We start from the raw sequence: 23,685 nt of genomic DNA, 5'->3' as shown, positions 1-23,685 counted from the left end.
TCGGGGCGTAGCTGGTATTGAACAAGGCACCGGGGGTGCGGTCAGATGACACCCGCCGATGTCCTGGAGAATGAGGTTGTGTTGATGAAGTTTTGGGCTTTGACGCGGTCGAGGCGGGCTCTTCAGGGCGTCTCGATGGCACTCGTGCTGTCCCTTTCGGCGACGCTCGCACTTCCCACAAGCGCTTCGGCTGAGTCAGAGAATTCGCTGTTCTCGCAGCTGACCCGCAAGAAGAAGGGCACCAGGGCAACCCCTGCCGCCACCACGGGCCACACCCAGGGTTCGGGCATTCCGGCCACCACCGAAACTGCAATCCTGAATGACGGCAGTGCTGCACCCTTCATCACGCCTGACAGTGCCGCAGGGATCCAGGCCTTGGCCGACAGATATGCCAAGATCGTGGCGGATGGCGGCTGGCCCGTTGTGCCGCGCGGCCGCACCAAGAAAGGCTCCAGCGGCAAGCCCGTGGCGATCCTCAATCAGCGCCTCTATGTCGAGGGCTATCTCCGGGTCGAGGCCACGCAGGGCGAGTATGCCGGTATCTTCACCAGTGCCACCGAAGACGCGCTGAAGCGCTTCCAGTCGAACCACGGCCTTTCGCCCACCGGCATCATGGATGGGGTGACGCTCGAGGCGCTGAACGTCTCCGCCGCCGCGCGCCTCGCCACCATCCGCGCCAATATTCCGCGCCTTGCTGAATACTCGAAAAATCTCGGCAGCCGTTATGTCGTCGTCAACGTTCCCGCCCAGCAGATCGAGACGGTGAATGACGGCAAGGTCTATTCCATTCACAACGCCATCGTCGGCAGGCCCTCGCGCCCGACGCCAGTTGTGATGACGCCGCTCACCATCGTGCGCTTCAACCCCTATTGGAACGCACCGGCCTCCATCGTCGCGCGTGACATCGTTCCGCGCATGCTGTCGCGCGGGCCGTCAAAGGTCATGGCGGACATGAACATGAAGGTCTTCAAGGGCGTGGGTGGCCCGGAGATCGATCCGAACACGGTCGACTGGCGCCGCGCCAAGATCGATGATTATCACTTCCGCCAAGAGCCGGGCGGGGACAATGCCATGGCAACTGCCAAGGTGGAGTTCAACAGCCCCTTCGGTATCTACCTGCATGACACGCCGGAGCCGCAGCTCTTCTCCACCAGCAACCGCTTTTATTCCTCGGGTTGCGTCCGCGTCCAGAAGGTAGCGATCCTCATCAACTGGATCCTGCAAGGCCAGGACGGCATCAACGAAGCCCGCATTGCGGAGCTCGCCGAAACCAAGGAGCGCCTGGACGTCAACATCGCCAATGCCCCGCAGCTGCGTGTGGCCTATCTGACAGCCTGGCCCGCGAAGGACGGTGTTGCCGCCTTCCGCTCCGATATCTACAATATGGACGGCTCGGGCTTCGTTGTCGGCCAGCCGCTGCCCGTGGGCGAGAAGATGGACGGCCAGCGCTTCGTGCTGAAGCCCATTCCCTACCTTCAGGATGACATCGACACGGACAATGGAGGCATCTTCGCCTCCCTGTTCGGCGGCAAGTCGTCCGAAAATGATGTGGCCCGTCCCGGCCAGACCAAATCCCAGGCCGATGCCCTGATCAAGCTGGGCGGCACCTCTGCCAAGGGCAAGCCGGTGAATGCCAAGACCACGGCAAGCAAGGCTCCGGCGAAGAAGCCGGGCACTGCAGTGGCCAAGCGCAAGTGGCAGGGCTCAGGCAAGAATGAGCTGGCTTCGGACAACACCACCGGCACCACGACCGTCATTCCGCCCAAGGGCAAGAAGCCGGTTCAGAAGAAGCCCGCCACCAAGACCACCACGGCTGCGAAGAAGGATGCCGGCAAGACCGTAAAGGTTGCCAAGGCTGATCCGAAGGCGGCGGCGGGGGCGAAGGCCAAGCCCGTTGCCGCGGCAAAGCCCGCCACCACAACCAAGCCCGCAGCGGCGACGGCCTCCACAGCCGCCAAACCCGCAGCACCGGCCAAGGCTCAGGCTCCTGCTGCAAAGCCCGCTTCCTGCAAGGCCGGAAGTGACGGCAAGATGCCCGCAGGCTGCCCCGCACCCACCACCGCTGCGGCCAAGGCCACGCCCACCGCAGACAAGGCCGTGAACGCCGCCAACTGAGTCTGGCCGCAACGGTGAAGAGATGTACGGGCGGAGTATGAACTCCCGCCCGTTTTCTTTTGCCTGCGCCGCAAATGAAATCAATCCTGCCGTTTGGGCCAGAACGCAGCACTGCCAAAAGTGTATCTGGACCAGGCAAGCGCAATCTGCCAATTGCGCATGACCGTATAAATCTCGCTGGAGGGGTTTGAGACATGGCGAAGACATCCGTGAAGAAGGCCGCAAAGAAGTCCGCCGTGAAGGCGAAGCCAAAGGCCAAGGCAAAGCCCGTAAAGAAACCCGCATCGAAGAAGAAGGCTGCCGCACCTCTGCGCAAGCCCCTGTTCCCCGGCTTCTTCAGTGACGTGCTGGCAAAGTCAGATCCGAAGATTGCCAAGGCCATCGCCCAGGAGCTTGGCCGCCAGCAGCATGAAATTGAGCTGATCGCATCCGAGAACATCGTCTCGCGCGCCGTGTTGGAGGCCCAGGGCTCCGTCATGACCAACAAATATGCGGAAGGCTATCCGGGCCGCCGCTATTATGGCGGCTGCCAGTATGTGGACGTTTCCGAGCAGCTGGCGATCGATCGTGCCAAACAGCTGTTCGACTGCGCCTATGCCAATGTGCAGCCGCATTCGGGCGCAACCGCGAACCAGGCGGTGTTCTTTGCGCTCCTCCAGCCGGGCGACACCTACATGGGTCTGGACCTCGCCTGCGGCGGCCACCTTACCCATGGCTCGCCCGTCAACCAGTCCGGCAAGTGGTTCACCGTTGCGCCCTACAAGGTGCGTGAGGACGACCACCTGATCGATTATGACAAGCTCGCCGCCCAGGCGCAGGCCGTGAAGCCCAAGCTCATCATCGCCGGCGGTTCGGCCTATCCGCGCATCATTGATTTCAAGCGTTTCCGTGAAATCGCCGATTCGGTCGGCGCCAAGCTCATGGTGGACATGGCCCACTTCGCCGGCCTCGTCGCCGGTGGCGTGCATCCTAACCCGCTGGAATATGCCCATGTGGTTACGACCACCACCCACAAGACCCTCCGCGGCCCTCGTGGCGGCCTGATCCTCAGCCGTGACGAGGATCTGGGGAAGAAGTTCAACTCGGCCGTCTTCCCCGGCCTTCAGGGCGGCCCGCTCGAGCATGTGATCGCCGCCAAGGCCGTGGCCTTCGGCGAAGCGCTGAAGCCCGCCTTCAAGAAATATGCGAAGTCCGTGGCGGACAATGCCAAGGTCCTCGCCAAGGCGATGATTGACGGCGGTTCGGACCTCGTCTCCGGCGGAACCGACACGCATCTGATGCTCGTCGATCTCCGCAAGAAGGGTGTGACCGGCAAGGCTGCCGAACAGTCGCTGGGCCGCGCCTTCATCACCTGCAACAAGAACGGTATTCCGTTCGATCCCGCTCCCTTCACCATCACCTCCGGCATCCGCCTCGGCACCCCCGCCGGCACCACCCGCGGCTTCGGCGCGGCGGAATTCCGCGAAGTCGGCACCCTCATCAACGAAGTGCTCGATGGCCTGGCGAAGAACGGCGAAGACGGCAATGGCAAGGTCGAGAAGGCCGTCTCAGCCAAGGTCAAGGCGCTAACGGCGAAGTTCCCGATCTATTGAGCTGATCTGCACACCCTCATAACGCTGACACCCGGGCCTTTCCCGGGTGTCGCCTTTTCAGCGGCTCCGCAGAGCGGGGGGAGCACTCAGACTCCCGCCAGCTCAAGGGTTCATGAAATCCCCGCATTTGGGCGCTGGTTCGTTGCCCCAGGGCATCAGCGGAACGGTCGAGGTGGAGTTCTGCGGCGAACCTTCGATCAGCTTGTCCGTATAGGCCAGATAGACCAGCACATTGCGCTTGGGGTCACAGCCGCGCACGATCTGCATCTTCTTCCAAAACAAGGAGCGGCGCTGGCGGTAAATTTCTTCGCCCTGGTCGAATTTGGACGTGATCTGGATGGGGCCCACCTGGCGGCAGGCAATCGAGGTCTCCGAGCGCTCCTCGGCAAAGCCCGCCCAGCCTGACCAGCCGCCGACCTGCGGTACGGTGAAATAGCAGGCCACACCCTTCACCACCGGATCGTCGAGCACGTAGGTATCGAGTGTGGCATCGGGGGAGAGCATGCGCCACACCGTGCTCTTCTTGAAAATCAGCTCCGGGTCATCCGACTGCGCAAGCGCCGGAACGGCAAGCCCCAGCATCAGCAGCAGGGCGGCTAGAACATGGTGCAGTTTCGTCATTGAACCCTCCGGACCATCGTGAAGATTAGATAGGAAGGAAATCCGCGATTTCAAGAGCTGGCGTTCAGCGCCGAGAATCCTTCCGCAAGGTCCGCCTTCAGATCATCCATGTTTTCAAGCCCGATGTGGAAGCGGATGCCATAGCCTTCGGGCGTCCATGTGGTGGCCGTGCGGTGCGGCTTGAAGGGGATGGCCAGGCTCTCGAAACCGCCCCAGCTGTAGCCCATGCCAAACAGGCTCAGCCGGTCGAGGAAGGCCGCGACGGCCTTTTCGGGGCAAGGCTTCAGCACAATCGAGAACAGCCCTGTGGCGCCACGGAAATCGCGCTTCCACAATTCATGGCCCGGCGCGTTGGAGAGGGCAGGGTAGAGCACGGTTTCAACCTCCGCCCGCCCGCGCAGCCATTCGGCCACTGAGACCGCATTCTTCATGTGGCGCTCGAGCCTGACATCCAGCGTGTGGATGCCGCGCAGTGTCAGATACATGTCGTCGGGCCCGGCGAACTGGCCCATCTGCTCATAGGCGTCCTTGAACGGCTCCCACGTCTCGCGGGTGCAGGTGACAGTGCCCATCATCGCGTCCGAATGTCCGACCAGATATTTGGTGGCCGCTTGAATCGAAATGTCAGCTCCATGGTCGAAGGCCTTGAAATAATGGCCTGCTCCCCAGGTGTTGTCGACCATCAGCAGGGCGCCTGCTTTATGGGCGGCCTCCGCGATTGCCGGAATATCCTGCACCTCCATGGTCTGGGAGCCGGGCGATTCCGCATAGACCACGCGGGTGTTGGGGCGGATCAGCGAGGCGATGGCGCGGCCGATCAACGGATCATAATAGCTGGTCTCGATCCCTAGGCCTTTCAGCAGCCCGTCACACAGCTGGCGGGCGGGGTTATAGACCGTGTCCACCATCAGCAGGTGGTCGCCCGCTTTGAGGAAGGCGAGAAGGGCGGTCGAAATCGCCGCAAGGCCCGAAGGCGCCATCTTGGCATTGTGGCCCCCTTCGACCAGTGCCACGGCCTCTTCCACCGCGCGCGAGGTGGGTGTGCCGCGCCGGCCATAGACATAGGTCTGGGACCGGTCGTGGAGCGCATGGGTGTCCGGGAACAGCACGGTCGAGCCGTGGTAGACGGCGGGGTTGACGAAGCCATGCTCGGCATAATCCCGCCCGGCGGCGACGAGGCGGGTTTCGGGCGAGAGGGCATTGAGATCGGGTTTGGTTTTCGACATGAGGCTCAGCCAGTGTTACGGTTCCACGGCTAGCATGCGCCGAAGGGTCCGGAAACCCCCGGCAGCGGAAGGGAACCCATGTCACCGCTCGCCACCATTTTGCTGAGGATGCTGCGGGGCGGGGCCTTTGCCGCCGCGGGCTTCATCGCTCTGGTGATCGGCATCGAGATCTGGAAGCGCGGCGGGGATGTGGCAGCCCTCAACATGGGCTTCACCATCTTCCTGGCCCTGCTGCTGGCCGCTGCGCTGTGGCTTGCCCGCTCGATCGGCCGGGAGCTGGCCCGGCATGGTTCGCGCACGGGGTCTTGAACCCAGGCCCTTGAGTGGCTACCAAGGCGCGAGTTCAAGGGTGAAGACAGATGATGGAATCCGCCAAGCGCGTGGCCGAGAAGAAGGACTGGATCAAGGGGGCGACGGGGGACTGGGAAATCATCCTGGGCCTCGAGGTTCATGCCCAGGTGCTGGCCAAGTCCAAGCTGTTCTCAGGCGCCTCTGCCGAATTCGGGGGCGAGCCCAATGACCACGTCTCCCTCGTCGATGCTGCCATGCCCGGCATGCTGCCGGTGATCAATGAATTCTGCGTGGAGCAGGCGGTCCGCACCGGGCTTGGCCTCAAGGCCGAGATCAACACCCGCTCGGTCTTCGACCGGAAGAATTACTTCTATCCGGACTTGCCGCAGGGCTACCAGATTTCGCAGTACAAGCAGCCCGTGGTGGGCGAGGGCGTGGTGCATGTGGATGTGGATGGCCGCGCCGTTGAGGTGGGCATCGAGCGCCTGCACCTCGAGCAGGATGCGGGAAAGTCGCTCCATGACCAGCACCCCTCCATGAGCTTCGTGGACCTGAACCGCTCCGGCTGCGCGCTGATGGAGATCGTCTCCAAGCCTGACATGCGTTCGGCCGACGAGGCCAAGGCCTATGTAACGAAGCTCCGCCAGATCATGCGCTATCTGGGCACCTGTGACGGCAACATGGAGCAGGGCTCGCTCCGGGCGGACATCAACGTCTCCGTCCGCCGCCCCGGCGAAGCGTTTGGCACGCGCTGCGAGATCAAGAACGTGAACTCGATCCGCTTCATGGGCCAGGCGATTGAATATGAGGCACGCCGCCAGATCGGCATTCTGGAGGATGGTGGCAAAATCGACCAGGAAACCCGCCTGTTCGACGCCAAAAAGGGCGAAACCCGCTCCATGCGCTCCAAAGAAGAGGCCCATGACTACCGCTATTTCCCGGATCCCGACCTCCTGCCGCTGGAGCTGGAGGATGCCTGGATCGGCGGCATCAAGGCGGGCCTCCCCGAACTCCCCGATGAGAAGATCGCCCGCTTCATGAAGGACTATGGGCTCACCGCTTATGACGCCCAGGTGCTGACTGCCGAGCGTGCCTCCGCAGACTTCTTCGAGCTGGTGGCACACGGCCGGGACGGGAAGATTGCCGCAAACTGGGTCATCAACGAGTTGTTCGGCCGCCTGAACAAGGAAGGCAAGACCGTTGAAAACACACCGATTTCCGCCAATCAGCTGGGTGAGATCGTGGACCTGATCGGTGAAGGCGTCATTTCCGGCAAGATCGCCAAGGACGTGTTCGAGATCGTCTGGACCGAAGGTGGCGCCCCCCGCGTGATTGTCGAATCCCGTGGCCTGAAGCAGGTGACGGATACGGGGGCCATCGAAAAGGCGGTCGACGAGATCATCGCCGCCAACCCCGATAAGGTGGAACAGGTCAGGGCCAAGCCAACCATGCTGGGCTGGTTCGTCGGCCAGGTGATGAAATCCACCGGCGGCAAGGCCAACCCCCAGGCCGTGAGCGACCTTTTGAAGGCCAAGCTGGGGATATAGGCCCCCGGGCCGCAAGATAAATTATATAAATCAAAAGCTTAGACTTCGATCTTCTGCTTTCACCTTAGCCGGACGCAATACCCGTCCGCACTGACTCGTCATTTCAGCCATAACTTGGTTTCGGTATTCCCTTCTGCCGCTTATCGGCTATAGTCCGTACCCGGAGCTTTAAAACCGTTGGGCGGGGAGGGGTTAGATCATGGCGAAGACAGCCAAGAAGGCTGCGAAGAAGCCTGTGGTGAAGAAGGCGGCGAAAGCTGTGAAGCCTCAGCCCAAGAAGCCCGCCGCCAAGCCAAAGCCGATGGCCGCCCGCAAGCAGCCGCCCGCCGTGGCCAAGAAGCCCGCTGCACCTGCCGCCCCGCCGGTGGACAAGGAGCGCTTCACGCTTTACGGCATGCTGGGATCCGGCCCCACCTACACCGTGGGCCTCATGCTCTCCCTCGCCAAATATCCCTTTTCCTACATCCACGTGAACCTGCGCGAAGGCGCGCACAAGCAGCCGGACTATCTGGTCAAGAACCGCTACGGCCAGGTGCCGGCGCTGCGGGACGGCCAGGTCTATTACGTGCAGTCCGCCGCCATCCTGCAGCATTTGGCGGATGAGCTGCACAAGTTCGACGGCAAGACCGAGGTGGAGAAGAACCGGATCCGCGAATGGCTGCTCTGGGAGTGGGACAAGCTCGCCGTGCCCGTGTTCCGCCTGCGCGCCCGCAACCGCGGCCTCCGCCAGTTCGGCGATGAGGTGCGCATCATGTATGATACCGAAGCCAAGGCCGCACTTGCCGTTCTGGAAATCGAACTCGGCAAATCCGAATGGGTGGCCGCCAAGCGCCCCACCATTGCCGATGTTGGCGTCTACGGCGTGCTGCGCTATGTGGCGGAAGCCAACATTGATCTGACGCCCTATCCCCATGTGTCAGCCTGGAAGAAACGCTTTGAGGCCCTTCCTGGCTTTGGTACACCAGAGCAGATTCTGCCGATGGAGAGCAGACTCCTCTGATCTGAACCGGAGTTTCCATCTTTGCGTAAACCGGCTGACAGTCTGTCCCAGACGCCGCTGCAGCCGGGCGAACAGCCCGCGCGCAAGAAGCGCCGTGCCTCCGGATCGCTGGAATGCAAGCTGGGCCTGCTGCTGGGCCTTGCGGGCCTCGCCGGATCGAGGCTCGGCCAGCTGTGGATCGCCTTTGATGTCTTCTCCCAATTCACCCTGCAGTTCGCAGTCGTCACCGCCGCCTTCCTGATCGGCTGGGCCATGCCGCGGGCCAAGCTGCTGACCGCCTTCGTGGTGCTGGTGATCGGCATCGTCGGCATCGGCGTCTGGCCGCATGTGGCAAGCCGCGTTCCCACCGTCACCGGCCAGGCCGCAGCGGGCGAGCGGGCGCTGAAGGTTGTCAGCTTCAACACGCTCTGGACCAATGAGAACGCCGAGGCCGTGCGGGCGGAGATCGAGCGCATCGACGCCGACATTGTGAACCTCGTGGAGATGGGCCCAGCCAAACGCCCCATCCTCGCGGAGCTGAAGGGGCGCTACCCCTATCAGTCCCACTGCTACGATGTCGATTTCTGCAATTTCGTGATCCTTTCGAAGCTCCCCTTCGAGGAGATCGGCGCCAGGGGCAAATGGGACGGCCCCCCCTTCATCAGCGTGAGGCTGGGGCCGGAGGCCGGCGGACTGGCCGTCTTCGGCGTCCACACCATCCGCTTCCCCCATTCCCAGGCGCAGTTCCGCCAGGTGATGGAAATCGCCAGGCTGATCGAGAAGACGCCGGGCCCCCGGCTGGTGATGGGTGACTTCAACGCGACACCCTTCTCCCGGATCCTCAGCACGCTGCAGGACAGCGCCAATCTGCAGCGCCTCACCAACCTGCCCAGCTGGCCCTCGCAGGCAGGGCTGCCGCAAATCGCCATTGACCATATTTTCGTGTCCCCCGGCCTCAAGCTGCTGGAAGCCGAGGAAATCGGAGAGCCGTCAGGCTCCGACCATTATCCGGTGACAGTGAAGATTGCCGTCCCGCTCAAGCCCTGAGCTGGCACCCCTCGGCCCAAGCAAAAGGGCCGGAAAACCGGCCCCTGAAACGCGCTGTTGCTGAATGAGCCCGCCTCAATAATCGAGGTCGTTGTCGTCCAGATTGTCCGGCTGCTGCTCATTGGCGAGGTTGAAGATGCGGCTGTCGAAGACCTTCTGGTCCATGTTCCGGTTATAAACCTCGGACTGGTACACATCGACCTGGGCGTTGAATTGGCTCTGATCACTGTTGATAGGCGGCACGCCATCCTTGCCGAGGCCATAATCCTGGCCCATCGGAATGAAATTCTCGTCCGCCATGGCAGGAAGTGCCGAAAGGGCGAGGGCTGCAGCAGCAACGATGATCGAATAACGCATGGTCAACTCCATTCGCAAATCATTATAGAGCACTTTTCCCCGAAAAACATCTATATTCCATGAGCGCCGGGACCAGCGGGGGTCCGGCCCGTCAGGAAAGTGGTGAAGCATGGCATTCGAGGCACTCAAGGCACAGATCAGCATGTTGCTGGGAGAAATGAACGACCAGCCGGAGGATCTCCATGAGCTCTACCTCCAGGTCCACCAGGAACTGAACCAGCTCCGCGCCACCGGCATGGCCCTCCCGGCAGACCTCGTGGCCCTGGAACAGCGCCTCCTCGAGGAATTCCCGGAAGCCCCGCAACCCCGGGCATAACCTCCGCCACGGCACTTGCATCATCGCCCAATTCGCGGCAAAAGCCCCCGAAGCAGGAGACGTGGCCGAGTGGCTGAAGGCAACGGTTTGCTAAATCGTCATACGCTGTAAGGCGTATCGAGGGTTCGAATCCCTCCGTCTCCGCCATTTGCATTGAAAATATAAGACAATTTCAGACGCCGAGTCGGTGTTCCCAACACTGCTCTCCGAAAGCTTGTGCAGCTTGACTATCCCGCTGCGCATTCTTCACAGCGTGGAATATTTCAAGTTATATTTTACGTTGATTTATTAGCATCACCGGGCTATGTGCGAGTTGAGCAATGCGAAAGGTGGTCAATGTACGATTCGGACATGGAACAACAAAAAGTTATGTCAGTGCTAAACCCGTATCTGGGTCGCATGTATCCGATCTTTTCTGGAGCTTTGGACAAGTACAATTCCGAGGTTTCTGCAGGGGCACGCGCAGAGTGGAACGTCAGAGCAGTCGCAAATGTGGTCTGGTGCCATGCATGGGAGGGGTTTCGGCGAGAGTTCATTGACGAAGCCGGATTCCATTTTCTGAACGTGCGCGGGCTCGACGTTCTAAATATCCGCGATGAGCTTGTTATCCGCGTCAAGAAAGTCGATGAAAACGGTCGGCATCAAAACGCTGATACCGCTCAGCAGCGCGCATTTGATCAGCAGTTGGAATTTCCGGAGCTACCGGGCGCTGCTGCCCGCGTCGTAATCGGCTATCAGCCTGACGAAGCGTTCTCTGAAGTGGAGCGTGTCATCGTAAGAAGACCGCTTGGACGGTGGGTCTCCCAGATCGTTGAAATTGATTCTGAGTGTCAGTGGATTGACATCACCCCTATCGAGTTGCCGTTTGGTATCAGTCGGCGATCCGCTGTGGGAGTTTGAAATGGGCGAGACGTTCAACCGCGCCATGTTGGAAGTGGCAAGGGCGGCGCGTGGTATAACGCAGAATGAACTGGCAGCCCGCGCAAGTGTTACGCAGGCTCTCATCTCTAAGATAGAGAATGGGATCACTACTGATCCGACTCCGGAAACAGTGGCGGCAATTGCCGGGGCTCTCAATCTTCCCCAGAGTTATTTCTACTCCGATGAACGACCGCATGGGCTACCTGCGTTCCACTATCGGAAGCGTGCAAAGCTCGGAAAGAAGGCTCTTGATCGGATTGAAGCCGATATAAATCTCCGTCGTATTCATATTTCCAGACTGCTGCGTTCATTTGAGTTTTCGCCCGAACGAAGTATTCCGGTAGTTGATCTAGAGCGGATGCAGTGGACACCAGCGATGGCTGCGCAGCATCTTCGCCAGCTGTGGCTGATGCCGCGAGGCCCCGTTGACCACCTTACTTACATGTTGGAGCAGGCGGGCGCTATTGTCGTGCATGTTGACTTTGATACAGCGATGCTCGACGCGTTGAGTTTCCGGCTGCCCGGGCTTCCGCCGCTCGTATTTATGAACAAAAATGTGCCGGGAGAGCGATATCGGTTTACTCTTGCGCATGAGCTTGCTCATCTTGTGCTTCATAACCAGCCAGAAACCGACGAAACCATGGAGGAACAGGCTGATGAGTTCGCCTCAGAGTTTCTGTTGCCCGCGAAAGAAGTACGTCCCTATCTCTCTTATCCGTCGATAAGCAAGCTTGCGCGGATAAAGCCGTATTGGAAGGTGTCCATTAAGGCGTTGATCGTCCGTTGCATGAAGCTGAAAATGATTACTCCCAACCAGTATACGGGATTGAACGTGAATTATAGCAAGTCCGGGTATTCACGCGGCGAACCCTATCCGGTTGAGATTGAGAGGCCGAGTGTGCTTTCACAAGCGGTACAATATCACCTCAACCAGTTGGCATATTCATACGAAGACCTTGCGAAGCTACTAATGATGACTCCAGACGAAATGGCACAGACATATACTGAGGGGCCTCGCTTGCGATTGATCAAATGAATTGGCTCGAACGATGTTCTTGCCTTGCAGTCAGGAATTCTGGAGACAGGATTTGATGTGACCCTTCTTTCAGATTTGACAATGCTTGGACTGCCTTGATGGCCTGAGAGCGAGCTCCGGTGTTTCCATGCGCTGCAACTTGCTTTGGGAGGTCAGGCATCAATTCGTAAGAATTGCGGCATTCAGTTCCAGAAGCAAGCACCGCCACCAACGAAGGCTTCTGCAGGCGTGAAACCGCCGCTGAAAGATCAAGACTAAATAGTCATGATCCCAGATTATATTTACTGAGCGTATCTGTTTGTAAAGCCGTCATCCTGGCGAAGGCCCGGATCCAACTGCTCGCACAATCTGCTGGCGCTAAGCTCGACCCCGGCCTTCGCCGGGGGTGACGCGACTCAAGTAGATCGAAAATCTGACTAATCAAGAAGTCCGGGGCCAAAACTCTGCACTGGACCAAGTGGATGACAGGATCGAGCGGGTGCACGCCCTCAACCCGCAGGCCCACGGCTCGCCAAGCGAGCCCAGCGGCGCTTGGGTTTTGCTACGGCCGGTTCGTCGTCCTCGTGGCCGGCCGTCATCTGCTTGCCGTGCCACTCGAAGCTGGAGCCGGCGCAGCCTGCGGCGAAGATGAAGGGAAGCGAGAGGTCCCGCAGCATCATGAGGCCCAGATTACGGGGCCAGCCCGCCACCCGCGCCAGGATGAGTTCCGGCAGGTACCACAGCGCCACGAAGACCAATAGCAGCGTCGGCGAGAAGATGTCATAGGCGCTGAGGCCATAGGCCAGCGCCAGGAGCGGGGGCAGGGCGCCTGCGAGGATTTCGGGGGCGAACCACAGGGGGAAGCTGGCGCGGCGCAGCCTGGCCCAGCGCACCTGGCGCTGCCACACCTGTGCGCCCGTGCGCGGACCCACAAGCTGCGCGAAGGGGCCGGCGAGGCGCACGCGCTGGCCCTTGGAATGGATGAGCTTGGTGGAGGCGGCATCTTCCGCGGGCTCGGCGGCCAGCTGGGCGAAGCCGCCATGCTCCAGGTCCGCGCGGCGGAAGAACAGCGTCTTTCCCTGGGCGAAGCCAAAGCCCAGCGTGTCGACGGCATATTGCATCCGCGCCTGATAGGAATTGAGGAAGGCGCATTCGAGCTGAGCCCAGAAGCCCGCCGGCGCCTGGCCCACGGGCGGGGCGGAGACCATGCCCGCACCCTTCTCCAGCGCATTCATGAGCTGGTTCAGATAGCTGGGCGGCGTGAACACATTGCTGTCCACGAAGACGATGTGGGCAAAGCGCGCCTGCCGGAAGCCCTTCGCCATGTTGTTGAGCTTCGGGTTGCTGCCGATTGCGTCCTGGCCGATGAGGAGGCGCGCGTCATGTTCCGGGTGTTCGGCAATGAGAGCGCGGGCCAGCGGGATGATGGGGTCTGCCGCATCCGCCACGCAGAAGAGGATCTCATAGTGCGGATAGTCCATTCCGAAGCTGGAGGAGAGCGTTTCCCGCGAGAAGGGCTCAAGCCCGCACAGGGGGCGCACCAGCGTGATGGGCGGCTGCTCCCGGGGCCGGGGAACACGCGCTGGCTTGCGGCAGCGGTACATCGCCAGGGCAGAGGAGGTGAGCTGCACGGCAGACGCTGCAGCGGCAAAGGCGAGGCAGGTAAATCCCAGAACAGGCATGACAGCCCGACTATAAAGGTTCTTTGGCGGTTTGATGACATAAGTTTAGGGCTGTTTCAGCCCGCCCGGGATTTCACTTTCGTCTTGCGGCCAGAGGGCATAAAAATGGGGCTTGGGCAGGAGGACGTCTGATTGAAGGACCCGTATGATGTATTGGGCGTGGCGCGTACGGCCACCGCCGATGATATCCGGAAGGCTTACCGCAAGCTGGCGAAGAAGCTCCATCCGGACCTCAACCCGGGGAACGCCGCGGCGGAGGAGAGCTTCAAGGAGGTGACAGGCGCCTATGACCTCTTGTCCGATGCCGAGAAGCGCCGCCGCTTTGACAGTGGCGAGATCGATGCCGCAGGCGCCGAGCGCCCGCGCGAACGCTATTACAGGGATTATGCCGCCAATACCGGGGCCGGAAACCGCTATGAAAGTGCCTCAGGCTATGCCGATTTCGCGCAAGACGATGATTTCCTGGCTGAGCTGATGAGGCGGCATGAACAACAGGCAAGGCGTGCCCCCGGGGCTGACAGGCACTACCAGCTCACCGTCGATTTTCTCGATGCGATCAACGGCGCGACGCGGCGCATCACCCTGCCGGAAGGCGGCTCCCTGGATGTGACGATCCCGCCCGGCATCCAGGAAGGCCAGACGCTGCGGCTGCGCGGCAAGGGAGGGCCCTCGCGCGGGGAGGGGCCGTCGGGCGATGCGCTGGTCGAGATTTCGATCAGGCCGCATAAATTCTTCGTGCAGCAGGGCGATGACATTCACATCGAGCTGCCGGTTACCCTTCAGGAAGCCGTTCTGGGGGCCAAGGTCAAGGTGCCGACGCCCACCGGAGCGGTGATGGTGACGGTGCCCAAGGGCTCCAACACCGGCTCCACCTTGCGCCTCAAGGGCAAGGGCGCGCCTAAGAAGGGCGGGGGCCATGGCGATGAGCTGGTGAAGCTCAAGGTCATGCTGCCGGCGGAGCCCAATGCCGAGCTTGAAACCTTCCTTTCCAACTGGCAGCCGGGGCCGGCTTACGATCCACGCCGGGACATCCAGTCATGATCATCAGCAAAGTCGATTTTCTCATCCGCACGCACCTCGACCAGCAGACCCTCGAGATATGGATCCAGGAGGAATGGCTGGTGCCTGAGAACGCGGATGCAGAGCCCGTATTCTCGGAGGAAGACCTGGCCCGCGCCAACTTGATCCGGGACCTGCAGCAGGACATGGGCGTGAACAATGAAGGCGTGGGCGTGATCCTCAACCTGCTCGATCAGATCCACGGCCTGCGCCGGGCGCTGTCCGGCAAGCTGCAGCCGCCATCGTAGTTTCACGGAGCCAACTGCGATAAGAACTTAGATGAAGCTGTTTGACGAACGTCTGATGTCACGACTATTGGTTGCGTGATATCGTTTCCGCCCATCTTTCACGCAGGTGCCAAAATGTGTCTCGGTTGTGCAAATCCGCTGCTGTCGAATCCGGCCATTTACGAGGCGCCTGACGGTCTCGCAGGGTTGAGCCAGTTTGCGCCGACGCGGCGTGGCTTCATCACCTTGTCCACTGCGGCCATTCTGGGCGTTGGCCTCTCCGGCCTCGGTGCGGCGTCCGCCCGTGCGGATGATGAGACGGGCGGCAAGGCCGAGGTCATCTTCAAGGGCGGCACCATCGTCCCGATGGCGGGGCCCGCCACGGCCGAGGCTATGGCCATAAGCGGCGGAAAGATCATCGCCATTGGCGCGGCGGCGGATGTGATGGCACTGGCCACAGCCGATACCAAGATCGTGGACTTGGCCGGCCGCACCATGCTGCCGGGGCTGATCGACCCGCACCACCACACGCTGCTCGCCTCGCTCTATTTCGAGCTGCTGACCGACGTGGGCTATGAGAAGAACAAGACGCGCGCTGACCTTATCGACAATCTGCGCCAGCTTGCCGCCCGCACCCCTGCGGGACAATGGATCACCGCGTCCAACTTCGACAATCTGCTCCAGGGCGGCGACCTTTCGCGTGAGGAGCTGGATGGCGTTTCGACCAGCCACCCGATCTTCGTCTGGTACACCAACGGTCACGATGCCGCCGTCAACAGCCTGGCACTCGAGACCGCGAAGATCCCCAATGACATCGGCACGCTGCCGGGCGGCGGGCATTTCGGGCGCGATGCGGACGGAAAGCTCAACGGCCTCGTCTATGAAGAAAGCGCGATGCTGAAGATTGCCGTGATCGCGCTGCCGAAGATCACGCCGCAGCTCGCCTACAAGGCGGTGAAGCAATATATGCAGTCGGTTGCCGCTGCGGGGAATACGCTCGTCCATGAGCCCGGCACGATTCGCCCGGAATGGATCGAGCCCTTCGCGAAGCTCACCCTCAACGGCCCGTTGCGCGCCAGCGCCAGCATGATGGTGGACGATCTCAAGGCCTATGAGGCCTACCGCTCGCTGGGCCTCGGCGCCACGGCCGCGCAGGTGCCAGACTCGCTGTTCACGATCTATGGCGTGAAGATCGTAGGTGACGGCTCCAACCAGACGATGACGGGCGCGCAGACCAAGCCCTATCTGGATACGGACAACAAGGGCAAGGCCAACTACTCGGCCGCGCAGATGAATGAGATGGTGGCCAATATCAAGGCCGCGGGCCTTTCGGTGATGATCCATTGCAATGGCGATGCCTGCATCGACATTGCGCTGGACGCGATCGAAGCCGCCTATGCAGGCTCAACCGCCATGGGCATCAACCGCATCGAGCACGCCACCATGGCCAGGCCTGACCAGCTGACGCGCATGAAGAAGCTCAACGTCGAGCCGAGCTTCCTGATGAACCATGTGGGCCTTTACGGTGCCGCCTACCGTGACCAGATATTCGGCCCTGAGCGCGCGGCCTTCATGGACCCCGCCGGGGCCTGCGTGAATGAAGGCATTCGCTTCACGCTGCACACGGATTCGCCCTGTTCGCCCATCGGCCCGCTGCGCCTGTTGCAGACGGCCGTGACCAGACGCTGCGATTTCGACAACAGCGTCGTGGGCCCCGCCCAGGCCATCACCGTGCAGCGCGCTCTGGAAGCCATCACCATCGATGCCGCCCGCCAGATTGGCATGGCTGACCGCGTGGGTTCGCTCGAAACCGGCAAGCTCGCCGACATGACGATCCTTGAAGGCAATCCGCTGACGGTTGCCCCAGACCAGATCGCCGCCATCAAGGTCAGCGAAACCTGGGTGAACGGCGAGAAGAAGTTCGGCTAGAGGCGGACGCTCTCACCACACCCAGAACAGCAGATACCACGCCGCCAGCGTCGATGCGCAGGCGGGCACGAGCGCTGCGAGCGCCAGCAGGCGCCGCGCGGGTGAGGCTGAATAGAGGCTGGAAATGCGCCAGCCGAGCCACAGGGCCCAGAGAGCGGAGCCCGCGAGCAGCACCGCCCGGAGAATGCCCACCCACGGCATGCTGATGCCGTCCTGCGCCAGCAGCGTGACCGTCAGCGCAGAAAGCCCGAGGAACACGCCCACGCCCGCGAGCGGGATCAGCGCCTGCGCATAGTGATGGAAGCGCGCCGCGGAGAAGCGGCCGGTGGCAAGCGATGCGAGCGCCAGCGAGGCCGACACGATGAGGCCGTTCAGAATGGCAAAACCCGCGATGAAGCCAATGAGCAGCGTGCCGTCCAGCAATGTGAGCACATCATTGCGCTCGGGATAGTGGGTGAGGATCCACCACGGCAGCGTCACCTGCAGCAGGCCGTCCAAGCCATTGTCGATGAGGAATGCGGCAGAGCGCATCTTGGCCAGCACCATCCACGGACTCGAGCTCCACAGGAAGGCGCCAACGGCAATTCCCATCAGGCCAAAGACGATGAGCACCGTTTCCCACGGCTCTGCCTTCAGACCGGACACATGCACGATGTCGTCATTGGGAGAGCGCAGGGCAAGCCGCACGGCCCCGCCGCGGAAGCCGCTGCAGTTGCCGCACATGTGGCAGCGGCTGCCGGACTTCATGGTGCGGATCGCCACCATCGGCGCGCAATGCACAGGCTGGAATTTCTCGCCCGGCGGCAGCTGGTAGCTGTTCCACTGCTCGGAATCGACGGCGAAATGCAGGGGCGCGAGCTTTGCCAGCACCCGGAAGACACCATTGACGGGGCAGAGAAAGCGGCACCAGACCCGCTTGTTCTCGCCCCACAAGAGCCCCGCGATGATGGCGGCAACGGTTGAGCCGCCGAGGATGAGGAGCACGGGGGCGGGATATTGATAGACGCTCGTCATTTGCCCATAGACGGTGGTGAGGGCGAAGGCGACGAAGGGCCAGCCGTTCCACATGACCCAGCGCGGAATGGCGCGCTTCAGGCCGTGGCGGCTTGCAACTTCGGTCAGCGTTCCTTCAGGGCACAGAAATCCGCACCAGGCGCGGCCGACCAGCACCATGGACACCAGCACGAAGGGCCACCAGATGCCCCAGAACACGAACTGCGCAAACAGCGTCATGTTGTTCCACACATGGTCGGCCCTAGCTGGCAAAGGCAGGAGCACTGGCACCACCACGAGGAAGACATAGACGGCGACGATCACCCACTGCAGGCCAACAATCTTGCGGCGGTGGCGCAGCAGCATGTCGCCCACGGCCGCCACACGGTCCCGCGCTGGCGCAAGTGGCGGCGGCTTCGGCCTGCCTGCAAGAAGTGTGGTCATCAGGCCACCTTGACCGCCTGTCCGCCTCGCCCGCCGCGGAGCAGGATTGCAACGGTCGACCAATAGAGCAGGGCTGCGAGAAGCTGGCTCATGTCAGGCCGTGCGCGATAGCCGGTCAAGGCTGAGACAAGGCTTCCGACGGGGCTTGAGTCGCTCAACAGCGCGGAGGTGTCCCACAGGGCGCGGGACGGCAGCGGGATGAGGCCAAGGCCCGACAGCCGGTCGACACCGGTGAGCAGAAGCGAGAAGGCCAGGAGCAGCAGCATGACTTCGGTGAAGACGAAAAAATGCCGCCAGGAAAACACCCGGCTGCCGAGCTGCAGCAGGAAATAAGTGGCAAGCGCTGCGGCAAAGCCTAAGGCCGCCGTCAGCATCGTCGCCCAGAAGCTCACGCCCGTGGCGCTGGCCAGGCTTCCATAGAGGAACACCGCGGTCTCCGAGCCCTCGCGCGCCACGGCGATGAGGGCGAGGGTGAACACGCCCCACCACTGTTCCTTGCGCGATGCCGCCGAGAGGCCGGAGGTGATGTCCTTCTTGAGGGTGCGGCCGTGCTTTCGCATCCACACGACCATCTGGACGATGAGCACAGCGGCCACCAGAACCATGCCGGCCTGGAAATAATCCTGCCCCTCGTCGCCGAACAGGCCTTCTGAAAACACTAGAACTGCGCCCAGCGCCACGGCCACAAGCAGCCCCGCGATGACACCGCCCCACATATAGGCGGTGCCGCGGTTGTTGCCCGTGGCGGCCGCCTCATGCCTGAGCCAGGCATGCAGGATGCCGATGACGAGCAGCGCCTCCACCGACTCGCGCCAGACGATCATCGCGGTTTGCCAGAGCATCGCCGGTCCTATTTTGCTGTGATTTTCGCGTGGGGCATGTCGAGGTGGAAATCGTCGAAGAACGCATAGGTGCCGGGGTCGAGATTGCGGATCACCATGACGGTGGAATTGCCCGGCGCGATCACCTTTTCCTTCTTGAGCTCGACGCTCTCGAACTCCACAGGCGAGGATCCGGTGTTGAACAGCTCAAGCCTGATCCGCGTATTGGCCGGAACCTCAAGCTCGATGGGGGTGATCACCCCATCCTTGAGCTCAATCCGGAAGGTGGGCTCATCCGCACTGGCAGGGCCGGCGGCTGCGCCAGCCAGAGCCGCCAGCAGAAGCCCGGCCAAAGTCTGGTGGCGCAGCGTCTTCATCTCAGTAGGTGCCCTTCTTGCCCGTACCGGCATAGATAAACTCATAGGTTGCATCGAACGGCTTGAACCATTCCGCAACACCCGTTTCCTTGTCAACATGGCGGCCGAAATGCGTGCCGGTGCCAGGCGGCGAGATATGGAATGTAAGCTTGTATTTGCCCTCGCCGCCAAGCTTCACATTGTCGCCGTAGTGGGGGCCGTCGCTGGCCACCATGGGCATGAACATGCCGGAGGTCTTGAAACTGCCGTCGGTCTTTTCAAGATCATAGGTGATGCCGAGGTCGGGGATCCAATCACCTTCGGCAAAGCCATTGGTGTTGTCCTTGGCGGCATGAATGTCCGCTTCCAGATGAACATCTGATTCCGCGGCGGGCTTCATCATGCCCGCAGGCTCCATCTCGATGGGCTGCAGATAGACCGCCGCCACTTCCATGCCAGCCACCATCTGCGGGTCTCCCGCAGGGTATTCGGCCGCCAGGGCGAGGCCCACGGCGAACGGCAGAACAGCGGCAGCGGCGGTGAATGATTTCAGCATGGTCATCGCAGGATCCCCTCTTATGATTAACCGACTAAAAAAGTCGGACTTTCGTACTGGGGCCCGGCAACGCTGTCAACGCCATTTGTCATCCATACACGCACCCGCACCAACGTGCCGCAGGAGGCCGCACGAAAGAGGGTGGAATGTGACGGAGAAAGATGAGGAAATTACAACTGCAATTCACACCAGCCCCCACCGCCTCCACATCCGTGGGGCAATGAGGGCAGGAGGGATCGCTGATTCTTCAGCCGATGAAGTCGACTGCGCCAGTGTCGAGATTATAAACCGCGTAGACCACCTTCACCTTCTTCTCGTCGATGAAGTGCTTCACGATTTCACTCTCGCTGGCGATTTTTACCGCGGTGAGCCGGGCGTTTTCGCGGACCACATTGGCCACGAAGTCGCCTTCCTTGCCGAGTTCCGCCTTTGCGGCGGGCAGCAGCGCATCGACCATCGGTCCGATGAAGCCGGGCAGGGTGATGCCGTTCTTGGCCACTTCGCAGGCGGCCTCCACCGCGCCGCAACGGCTGTGACCCATGACGACGACCAGCGGCGAGCCCAGATGTTCAGCACCGTATTCAATTGTACCCAATGTCGCGACATCGGCGGTGTTGCCGGCATTACGGCACACGAAAAGCTCGCCCAGGTTCAGGCCGCCGAACAGCAGTTCAGGCGGCACCCGGCTGTCCGCGCAGGTCAGGATGGTGGCCCATGGTGCCTGGCCCTGGGCGACTTCCTCCCGCCGCTTCAGGAGCTTTGCCTCGCACAACTCAGGTGCTGCAAGATAGTGAGCATTGCCTTCCTTAAGCTTTGCCAGCGATTCCTCCGCCGTCAGCGTGGTCGGCGGAACCGATGCGGCCCGGGCCCGGCTTTCCCAACCGCTCAGGGCGAGAACGCCCGCGGCAAGCCCGGTGACGGAGCCGTTGATGAAGCGGCGGCGTCCCTTGTCGATGCAAGAATTGCACATAATGTTCTTTTCCTTGGTTGTGATCTGGCCGCACGCACGACAGAGCCCCGGGCAGGAGGGGACTGGGACGACACGTACGGACAGGTGGCGAAAGGGAGGGAAGGAGGCGGTGCAAGCATTCTTCTATGCCTTGAGATATATAACACACTCTCGCCAAACAATGCGGGCTAACTTCGCCGCAACACTCAACTTCAGGATGGACTTCGGCCCATGAGAAACGCGCATTTCGGCATTCTTGCCCTCGCAGTTGCAGCATTGATGCCGCGGCCTGCCGCCGCCGAGGATATTTCGATCAACTACAATGTCGACGTCGGACCGCTGACGATGACGGTGGTGAAATTCACCCTGAATGCGACGGACGCAGGGGTTCGGGCCAAGGCGCGCATCCGCAGCAACGGGATGAGCCGCGTGTTTTCGGAATACAGCGTCGTGGCCGATGCCGAAACCCGGATGGTGGACGCAAAACCCGTGCCCGTGAGTTTCCATTTGCTGCGCGAGCGGGATGATGAGCGCAAGGAGACGAGCCTCACTTGGACCCCCGACGGCAGCCTGACCTTCACCCCGCCCATCAAGAACAAGGAAAAGCGGGAAAGAATCGAAGCCGCCATTTCCAGTGGCGTGGCCGATCCGATCACCGCCGTGCTGCGCATGGGCGCCACAGGGCAGAACCCGTGCCCCTCCGTGCACCAGGTTTTTGACGGCCGTGACGTGTTCGAACTGTCATTGACCGACAAGGGCCAGGGCAAGCTCGGGGATGATGCCGCCTGGCGCGGGCCGGTGCAGCGCTGCGAAGTGACATGGACACCCATTGCCGGCCGCGCCAAGGACAAGGGCACGCCGGGTGACAGCTATGATGTGGCTTTCGCCGCCGTGTCGAAGCTCCCCTCCGGTGCCCAGCTGTGGCTCCCCGTCCAGATGTCGGGCCGCCTCAAGGGCCTGGGCTTCAAGGCCTATGCCACGAAGGTCGGTGCGGGCAAGGATGCAGGCGGCGGGGACTGAGCCGAAGCTCTAAGCCTTCTTGAGGGCCGCGGCGGGAACGGTGACGGTGAAGCTCGTTCCCTCGCCTGCGTTGGACCCGGTCATCTTGCCCCCCAGCGGCTGCAGCATACTCCGTACGGCCTTCAGGCCGAAGCCCTTGGCGTCATCCACGCTGAAACCGTCCGGCAGGCGGCCGGTGGCGGCCGTCACCTTCAGGCACATCATGTCGTTCTCTTCGCGCAGGGAAACGTCAATTGGACCCCCGCCATGCTTGATGGCATTGGTGACGAGCTCATTGACGATCACTGCGAAGGCCGTGGCGTGGTTGGCATGGATGATAGCGGGCGGCTGTGCGTCCACTTTGATCGGGAGCCCATAGGTCTCCTCCAGATGCTTGCACAGGCCCTGAAGGGTCACGGCCGCATCAACGCTTTCGAGCGAGTCGGCGCTCTGCACGAAGCGATAGGTTTCAGCCAGCGCCGTGAGCTGGCCGGTCAGTTCCTTGACGGCGTCGCGGTAGGTCGTGTCATCGGATTTGCGCGCCCGGATCTGCATCAGGCTGGAGATCAGCTGCAGTGAGTTCTTCACGCGGTGGTTCACCTCGCGTACGGCAAGCGCGTTGGCTGCAGCCTCCTGCCTGGCCACGGCCCAGCGTGCGAAGAAATAGGCCAGCACCCAGAACACTGCATTGACCACGAGTGCGAAAAGCCCAGTCGTCCAGGCCCGTTCCTGCCATTCCTGCAAGGCGTCAGCCACCGGCTGCGAACTTGTGGCATAAACCTGCGGATGGTGGGTGGAGCGGTTCCAGGACACGATACGCGGCTCCGGCTCCGTGCTGATCAGTGCTGTGCCGCTCGGATTGGTATCGACACGGTTGATCATTTCTTGCACGAAGCCGGGGCTCGCCATCTGGACGGTGCGGATGCGGGCCAGCACGTCACCCGCGGTGGTGTAGAGACCGGCGCGCGCCCCGGGCCAGGTGACGGCCTCCCGGTAGAGCGTATCGAAGATGCTCTTGTAGACCCCCACGACGATGATCGCCTTCAGCGTGCCATCGGGGTTGCGGACGGCCCGGCTAACCGTGAACCGCTCCTTCTTGGTGAATACACCGGGCTGGTCGTCACCGGATATCACGGGGTCCGGCGCGCCGGCCACGTGCTTGGCGTGATAGGGCCTCTCCGTACCCTTCACATGGGCAGGGGGAAAATTCACGCTGTCCACCAGATTGGTTCCATTGCCATCCACAACCCAGGCGGAGGTGAGAACCGGATTGCTGCTCACCATCTCGTGGAACCGGTCATAGATGGCCCGCGTCGTGTCCCCGTCGCGAAGATCCCAGGTCTCGACCATGGGGTAGACGCTGTTGATGATCTGAAGTGCGGCATCTGCGGCTGCATCGCCATGGGCGATGATCATGCGGGACATGGATGCCGTGCGCTCTCCCACCACACGCAACGTCTCGTTGCGATCTTGCACAGTCAGGTAGGCCGCCACGGAACCCGTGGCAACGGCAAACACAACGCAGGCAGCAAGCAAAACCCGGCGCATGGAATGATGGAAATCTCTCTGTCAGATATCTCAGAGAATCTTACAACCGTCCTGCGCTTTAAGGAACACGCTTGCAACGAAAAGAAATTTTGACC

At 61.6% G+C, this 23,685-nt stretch carries 23 protein-coding genes and 1 tRNA gene; 14 read left to right on the top strand and 10 right to left on the bottom strand.

Annotated features, from left to right (window positions below):
• Positions 1-135 precede the first annotated feature (135 nt).
• Together ACO06F_RS04060 and glyA are read left to right on the top strand one after the other, a co-directional pair.
• Positions 136-2,115 carry a L,D-transpeptidase family protein gene (locus tag ACO06F_RS04060; RefSeq protein ID WP_421695411.1) on the top strand — a complete coding sequence of 660 codons (1,980 nt, stop codon included), beginning with the start codon at positions 136-138 and terminating at the stop codon, positions 2,113-2,115.
• A gap of 194 nt (positions 2,116-2,309) precedes the next feature.
• Positions 2,310-3,707 (top strand): serine hydroxymethyltransferase, encoded by a 1,398-nt coding sequence (gene glyA / locus ACO06F_RS04055; protein WP_421695410.1) that lies wholly within the window; start codon positions 2,310-2,312, stop codon positions 3,705-3,707.
• Positions 3,708-3,809: 102 nt separating this feature from the next.
• Here the strand turns inward: glyA and ACO06F_RS04050 are convergent, their stop codons facing one another.
• A complete protein-coding gene (locus ACO06F_RS04050; protein ID WP_421695409.1) occupies positions 3,810-4,328 on the bottom strand; it encodes a CreA family protein in 519 nt (172 codons plus the stop codon).
• Between the two features lie 50 nt (positions 4,329-4,378).
• On the bottom strand, positions 4,379-5,554 hold the full coding sequence (metC, locus tag ACO06F_RS04045; RefSeq protein ID WP_421695408.1) for a cystathionine beta-lyase: 1,176 nt from the start codon (positions 5,552-5,554) through the stop codon (positions 4,379-4,381).
• A gap of 78 nt (positions 5,555-5,632) precedes the next feature.
• On the opposite strand from metC, the gene ACO06F_RS04040 reads away from it, so the two are divergent.
• The 4 genes from ACO06F_RS04040 (at position 5,633) to ACO06F_RS04025 (ending at position 9,418) form a co-directional block, all read left to right on the top strand.
• On the top strand, positions 5,633-5,863 hold the full coding sequence (locus ACO06F_RS04040; protein ID WP_421695407.1) for a hypothetical protein: 231 nt from the start codon (positions 5,633-5,635) through the stop codon (positions 5,861-5,863).
• A gap of 53 nt (positions 5,864-5,916) precedes the next feature.
• Positions 5,917-7,392, top strand: coding sequence for an Asp-tRNA(Asn)/Glu-tRNA(Gln) amidotransferase subunit GatB (gatB, locus tag ACO06F_RS04035; protein WP_421696617.1), 1,476 nt, complete (start codon positions 5,917-5,919; stop codon positions 7,390-7,392).
• Positions 7,393-7,591: 199 nt separating this feature from the next.
• Positions 7,592-8,392, top strand: coding sequence for a glutathione S-transferase family protein (locus ACO06F_RS04030; RefSeq protein WP_421695406.1), 801 nt, complete (start codon positions 7,592-7,594; stop codon positions 8,390-8,392).
• 21 nt (positions 8,393-8,413) lie between these two features.
• On the top strand, positions 8,414-9,418 hold the full coding sequence (locus tag ACO06F_RS04025) for an endonuclease/exonuclease/phosphatase family protein (protein WP_421695405.1): 1,005 nt from the start codon (positions 8,414-8,416) through the stop codon (positions 9,416-9,418).
• Positions 9,419-9,493: 75 nt separating this feature from the next.
• Here the strand turns inward: ACO06F_RS04025 and ACO06F_RS04020 are convergent, their stop codons facing one another.
• Positions 9,494-9,775, bottom strand: a complete 282-nt coding sequence (locus tag ACO06F_RS04020; protein WP_421695404.1) for a hypothetical protein — start codon at positions 9,773-9,775, stop codon at positions 9,494-9,496.
• A gap of 109 nt (positions 9,776-9,884) precedes the next feature.
• Here ACO06F_RS04020 and ACO06F_RS04015 point away from each other — a divergent pair, with 109 nt between their 5' ends.
• From ACO06F_RS04015 to ACO06F_RS04000, 4 genes are all read left to right on the top strand, one after another.
• Positions 9,885-10,091 (top strand): hypothetical protein, encoded by a 207-nt coding sequence (locus ACO06F_RS04015; protein ID WP_421695403.1) that lies wholly within the window; start codon positions 9,885-9,887, stop codon positions 10,089-10,091.
• Between the two features lie 55 nt (positions 10,092-10,146).
• A tRNA-Ser gene (locus ACO06F_RS04010) sits at positions 10,147-10,238 on the top strand.
• A gap of 189 nt (positions 10,239-10,427) precedes the next feature.
• Positions 10,428-10,991: a hypothetical protein gene (locus ACO06F_RS04005; RefSeq protein ID WP_421695402.1), complete on the top strand. Its 564-nt coding sequence runs from the start codon at positions 10,428-10,430 to the stop codon at positions 10,989-10,991.
• 1 nt (position 10,992) lies between these two features.
• A complete protein-coding gene (locus ACO06F_RS04000) occupies positions 10,993-12,048 on the top strand; it encodes a helix-turn-helix domain-containing protein (protein WP_421695401.1) in 1,056 nt (351 codons plus the stop codon).
• Between the two features lie 488 nt (positions 12,049-12,536).
• On the opposite strand, the gene ACO06F_RS03995 is transcribed toward ACO06F_RS04000, so the two are convergent.
• A complete protein-coding gene (locus ACO06F_RS03995; protein WP_421695400.1) occupies positions 12,537-13,709 on the bottom strand; it encodes a ceramide glucosyltransferase in 1,173 nt (390 codons plus the stop codon).
• Positions 13,710-13,841: 132 nt separating this feature from the next.
• Between ACO06F_RS03995 and ACO06F_RS03990 the strand changes: the two genes are divergently transcribed.
• The 3 genes from ACO06F_RS03990 to ACO06F_RS03980 all read left to right on the top strand — a co-directional run bounded on the left by ACO06F_RS03990 (position 13,842) and on the right by ACO06F_RS03980 (position 16,924).
• Positions 13,842-14,750: a DnaJ C-terminal domain-containing protein gene (locus ACO06F_RS03990; RefSeq protein ID WP_421695399.1), complete on the top strand. Its 909-nt coding sequence runs from the start codon at positions 13,842-13,844 to the stop codon at positions 14,748-14,750.
• Positions 14,747-15,016 carry a chaperone modulator CbpM gene (locus ACO06F_RS03985; protein ID WP_421695398.1) on the top strand — a complete coding sequence of 90 codons (270 nt, stop codon included), beginning with the start codon at positions 14,747-14,749 and terminating at the stop codon, positions 15,014-15,016. Before ACO06F_RS03990 ends, ACO06F_RS03985 begins: the two co-directional genes overlap by 4 nt.
• Before the next feature lie 114 nt (positions 15,017-15,130).
• A complete protein-coding gene (locus ACO06F_RS03980) occupies positions 15,131-16,924 on the top strand; it encodes an amidohydrolase (protein WP_421695397.1) in 1,794 nt (597 codons plus the stop codon).
• Positions 16,925-16,936: 12 nt separating this feature from the next.
• Here ACO06F_RS03980 and ACO06F_RS03975 read toward each other — a convergent pair whose 3' ends face one another.
• The 5 genes from ACO06F_RS03975 to ACO06F_RS03955 form a co-directional block, all read right to left on the bottom strand.
• A complete protein-coding gene (locus ACO06F_RS03975; RefSeq protein ID WP_421695396.1) occupies positions 16,937-18,361 on the bottom strand; it encodes a 4Fe-4S binding protein in 1,425 nt (474 codons plus the stop codon).
• Positions 18,361-19,203, bottom strand: coding sequence for an FTR1 family iron permease (locus tag ACO06F_RS03970; protein WP_421695395.1), 843 nt, complete (start codon positions 19,201-19,203; stop codon positions 18,361-18,363). Before ACO06F_RS03970 ends, ACO06F_RS03975 begins: the two co-directional genes overlap by 1 nt.
• A gap of 8 nt (positions 19,204-19,211) precedes the next feature.
• Positions 19,212-19,559, bottom strand: a complete 348-nt coding sequence (locus tag ACO06F_RS03965) for a cupredoxin domain-containing protein (protein WP_421695394.1) — start codon at positions 19,557-19,559, stop codon at positions 19,212-19,214.
• A gap of 1 nt (position 19,560) precedes the next feature.
• Complete coding sequence (locus tag ACO06F_RS03960; RefSeq protein ID WP_421696616.1) at positions 19,561-20,094, bottom strand: iron transporter; 534 nt, start codon at positions 20,092-20,094, stop codon at positions 19,561-19,563.
• Positions 20,095-20,341: 247 nt separating this feature from the next.
• Positions 20,342-21,064 carry a carbonic anhydrase gene (locus ACO06F_RS03955; RefSeq protein WP_421695393.1) on the bottom strand — a complete coding sequence of 241 codons (723 nt, stop codon included), beginning with the start codon at positions 21,062-21,064 and terminating at the stop codon, positions 20,342-20,344.
• Positions 21,065-21,274: 210 nt separating this feature from the next.
• On the opposite strand from ACO06F_RS03955, the gene ACO06F_RS03950 reads away from it, so the two are divergent.
• Positions 21,275-22,063 carry a DUF3108 domain-containing protein gene (locus ACO06F_RS03950; protein ID WP_421695392.1) on the top strand — a complete coding sequence of 263 codons (789 nt, stop codon included), beginning with the start codon at positions 21,275-21,277 and terminating at the stop codon, positions 22,061-22,063.
• Between the two features lie 9 nt (positions 22,064-22,072).
• On the opposite strand, the gene ACO06F_RS03945 is transcribed toward ACO06F_RS03950, so the two are convergent.
• Complete coding sequence (locus ACO06F_RS03945) at positions 22,073-23,590, bottom strand: histidine kinase dimerization/phosphoacceptor domain -containing protein (protein ID WP_421695391.1); 1,518 nt, start codon at positions 23,588-23,590, stop codon at positions 22,073-22,075.
• Positions 23,591-23,685: the final 95 nt, after the last annotated feature.

Source organism: Aestuariivirga sp., from assembly GCF_965227715.1.
Classification (GTDB): Bacteria; Pseudomonadota; Alphaproteobacteria; order Rhizobiales; family Aestuariivirgaceae; genus Aestuariivirga.
The sequence above is the reverse complement of the archived record's forward strand: the minus strand, read 5'-3'. Positions and strand labels throughout refer to the sequence as shown.

Coding starts and splice junctions, on each gene's coding strand:
- ACO06F_RS04060 (WP_421695411.1), top strand. CDS start 136: ATGGCACTCGTGCTGTCCCTTTCGGCGACGCTCGCACTTCCCACAAGC.
- glyA (WP_421695410.1), top strand. CDS start 2,310: ATGGCGAAGACATCCGTGAAGAAGGCCGCAAAGAAGTCCGCCGTGAAG.
- ACO06F_RS04050 (WP_421695409.1), bottom strand. CDS start 4,328: ATGACGAAACTGCACCATGTTCTAGCCGCCCTGCTGCTGATGCTGGGG.
- metC (WP_421695408.1), bottom strand. CDS start 5,554: ATGTCGAAAACCAAACCCGATCTCAATGCCCTCTCGCCCGAAACCCGC.
- ACO06F_RS04040 (WP_421695407.1), top strand. CDS start 5,633: ATGTCACCGCTCGCCACCATTTTGCTGAGGATGCTGCGGGGCGGGGCC.
- gatB (WP_421696617.1), top strand. CDS start 5,917: ATGGAATCCGCCAAGCGCGTGGCCGAGAAGAAGGACTGGATCAAGGGG.
- ACO06F_RS04030 (WP_421695406.1), top strand. CDS start 7,592: ATGGCGAAGACAGCCAAGAAGGCTGCGAAGAAGCCTGTGGTGAAGAAG.
- ACO06F_RS04020 (WP_421695404.1), bottom strand. CDS start 9,775: ATGCGTTATTCGATCATCGTTGCTGCTGCAGCCCTCGCCCTTTCGGCA.
- ACO06F_RS04015 (WP_421695403.1), top strand. CDS start 9,885: ATGGCATTCGAGGCACTCAAGGCACAGATCAGCATGTTGCTGGGAGAA.
- ACO06F_RS04005 (WP_421695402.1), top strand. CDS start 10,428: ATGTACGATTCGGACATGGAACAACAAAAAGTTATGTCAGTGCTAAAC.
- ACO06F_RS04000 (WP_421695401.1), top strand. CDS start 10,993: ATGGGCGAGACGTTCAACCGCGCCATGTTGGAAGTGGCAAGGGCGGCG.
- ACO06F_RS03995 (WP_421695400.1), bottom strand. CDS start 13,709: ATGCCTGTTCTGGGATTTACCTGCCTCGCCTTTGCCGCTGCAGCGTCT.
- ACO06F_RS03985 (WP_421695398.1), top strand. CDS start 14,747: ATGATCATCAGCAAAGTCGATTTTCTCATCCGCACGCACCTCGACCAG.
- ACO06F_RS03980 (WP_421695397.1), top strand. CDS start 15,131: ATGTGTCTCGGTTGTGCAAATCCGCTGCTGTCGAATCCGGCCATTTAC.
- ACO06F_RS03975 (WP_421695396.1), bottom strand. CDS start 18,361: ATGACCACACTTCTTGCAGGCAGGCCGAAGCCGCCGCCACTTGCGCCA.
- ACO06F_RS03970 (WP_421695395.1), bottom strand. CDS start 19,203: ATGCTCTGGCAAACCGCGATGATCGTCTGGCGCGAGTCGGTGGAGGCG.
- ACO06F_RS03965 (WP_421695394.1), bottom strand. CDS start 19,559: ATGAAGACGCTGCGCCACCAGACTTTGGCCGGGCTTCTGCTGGCGGCT.
- ACO06F_RS03960 (WP_421696616.1), bottom strand. CDS start 20,094: ATGCTGAAATCATTCACCGCCGCTGCCGCTGTTCTGCCGTTCGCCGTG.
- ACO06F_RS03955 (WP_421695393.1), bottom strand. CDS start 21,064: ATGTGCAATTCTTGCATCGACAAGGGACGCCGCCGCTTCATCAACGGC.
- ACO06F_RS03950 (WP_421695392.1), top strand. CDS start 21,275: ATGAGAAACGCGCATTTCGGCATTCTTGCCCTCGCAGTTGCAGCATTG.
- ACO06F_RS03945 (WP_421695391.1), bottom strand. CDS start 23,590: ATGCGCCGGGTTTTGCTTGCTGCCTGCGTTGTGTTTGCCGTTGCCACG.